This is a genomic window from Thermogutta sp. (assembly GCF_014359955.1).
Taxonomy (GTDB): domain Bacteria; phylum Planctomycetota; class Planctomycetia; order Pirellulales; family Thermoguttaceae; genus Thermogutta.
Window position 1 is genome coordinate 1 of sequence record NZ_JACIYL010000770.1, and the last position, 2,068, is coordinate 2,068.

Here is a 2,068-nt window from a genome sequence, read left to right on the forward strand (position 1 = left end):
AAGCAGGGGCTCCACTGCTACTGCGAAAAACCCCTCACGCGAACGGTGTTTGAAGCCTACGAGATGGCGCGAGTGGCAGCGGAAAAGAAACTCGTGACGCACATGGGAACTCCTGGCCGGGGAAGTGAGAGCACCGTTCGGCTTGTCGAAATCATTCGCAGTGGTGCCATTGGTGATGTGACAGAGGTGCACTACTGGACTAACCGCCCGATTTGGCCGCAGGGCTTTGATCGTCCGCAGGGCGAGGACCCCGTTCCCGATTATCTGAACTGGAACAATTGGCTTGGAGTTGCGCCGGCGCGCCCGTACAAAGAAAAATGGCCGGAGGGCCATCCCGTCTACAAACTTCCGCCGCAGCGGCTGCACTCTGGCTGGGTGTATCACCCGTTCGTGTGGCGCGGCTGGTGGGATTTTGGAACGGGGGCCCTCGGTGATATCGCCCCGCACATGTGGCATTCCGCCTATTGGGGACTGGAACTTGACGCGCCAGAAAGTGTCGAAGTCGTGGAGACATCCGGCCCGATGACGGAAATGTTCCCTCTGGCGACGATCTTGCGATTCAACTTTCCGGCGAAGGGCAACCGGCCGGCCGTCAAATTGTACTGGTACGATGGCGGTAAAACGCCTCCTGCCGATCTTCTCGGCGTCAAAGAGGTACCCGACGGCGGCGCCCTGATTGTGGGCACCAAGGGAATGATCGGTGTGGGCCACAAGTCGGAGCAGGACTTCCCCGAGGTCCCACGAACGTTGCGACGTTATGGCGACATGTACAGCGAATGGATCACAGGAATCAAAACCGGTGATCCGGAACGCCCGAGCTGCCCGTTCAGTTATGCCGGTCCATTGACCATGGCCTACTTACTCGGGAATATTGCCCTTAAGGTCGGCGGCCGGATTGAATGGGATGCCAAAAGTCAGCGAATAACCAGCCCGGCTGAAGCTAATCAATGGCTCAAGCCCGAGTATCGAGCAGGTTGGGAAGTCTGACCGGCACGTCACGGACGCACACCGTAGCACGCCAGTTGCCAGAGCTTTCTTCGGCACAGTTCGCCGTGGGAGCCGCGAACTGGCCGCACGCTGTTTAGTTTCAATCGGGAAGACTAGTTCCGCTGTAAACTTATTTGCATGTTATTGATAAGGGAAGTGTTCTGATGAAAGCTCGCATTTGGTACGCTATCGCGTTGATCGCTTCGTTTATTGTTCCGGGCTGGACGTGGGCAGAACCACCTCTCAGCTTGCATCCGGATAATCCCCATTACTTTCTGTGGCGGGGTCGCCCTGCCGTGCTCATCGGTTCCGGCGAGCACTACGGTGCGGTGCTCAATCTTGATTTTGACTACGTCCGTTATCTGAAGACACTTGCCCGGGACGGCCTTAATCACACGCGAACCTTTTCCGGGACGTATCGTGAAGTTCCCAGTTCTTTCGGTATCACCGACAATCCACTGGCTCCCAAGCCTCTGCGCTACATCTGTCCCTGGGCACGCAGCGACCAGCCCGGTTACTTCGACGGTGGCAACAAGTTCGATCTGCAACGCTGGGACGAGGCCTATTTCAATCGCCTCAAGGACTTTATGACGACGGCCCAGAAGTGCGGTGTCGTCGTCGAATTCAATCTTTTCTGTCCGTTCTACAACGATGACCTTTGGGCTGCGAACCCGATGAATCATCGGAATAACGTCAACGGGATAGGCAACTGTCCCCGCGAGGAAGTCTATACGCTTAAACATAAGGACCTTACGGAAGTTCAAATCGCGTTTGTGCGCAAAGTCGTTACTGAGTTAAAAGACTTCGATAACCTTTATTACGAAGTTTGCAACGAGCCCTATTTCGGCGGGGTCACGGTGGAATGGCAATGGAAGATCGCCGACGTCATCGCGGAGACCGAAAAAAGTCTCGGTGTGCGCCATCTCGTATCCATGAATATCGCGAACGGCCGGGCCAAGGTGGAAAAACTCCATCCCGCGGTCAAAATACTTAATTTCCACTACTGTGTACCGCCGGATACCGTCGCGCTGAATTATCACTGGAACGTTGCTATCGGCGAAAACGAGACGGGCTTTCGCGG

General features: G+C 55.8%; 2 protein-coding genes. Both read left to right on the plus strand.

What is annotated here, in order from left to right; all coding sequences use genetic code 11:
- A partial coding sequence (locus tag H5U08_RS16800) for a hypothetical protein (protein ID WP_297035712.1) occupies positions 1–987 on the plus strand: 987 nt, incomplete at its 5' end.
- A 164-nt stretch (positions 988–1,151) separates the two neighbouring features.
- A partial coding sequence (locus tag H5U08_RS16805) for a cellulase family glycosylhydrolase (protein WP_297035715.1) occupies positions 1,152–2,068 on the plus strand: 917 nt, incomplete at its 3' end.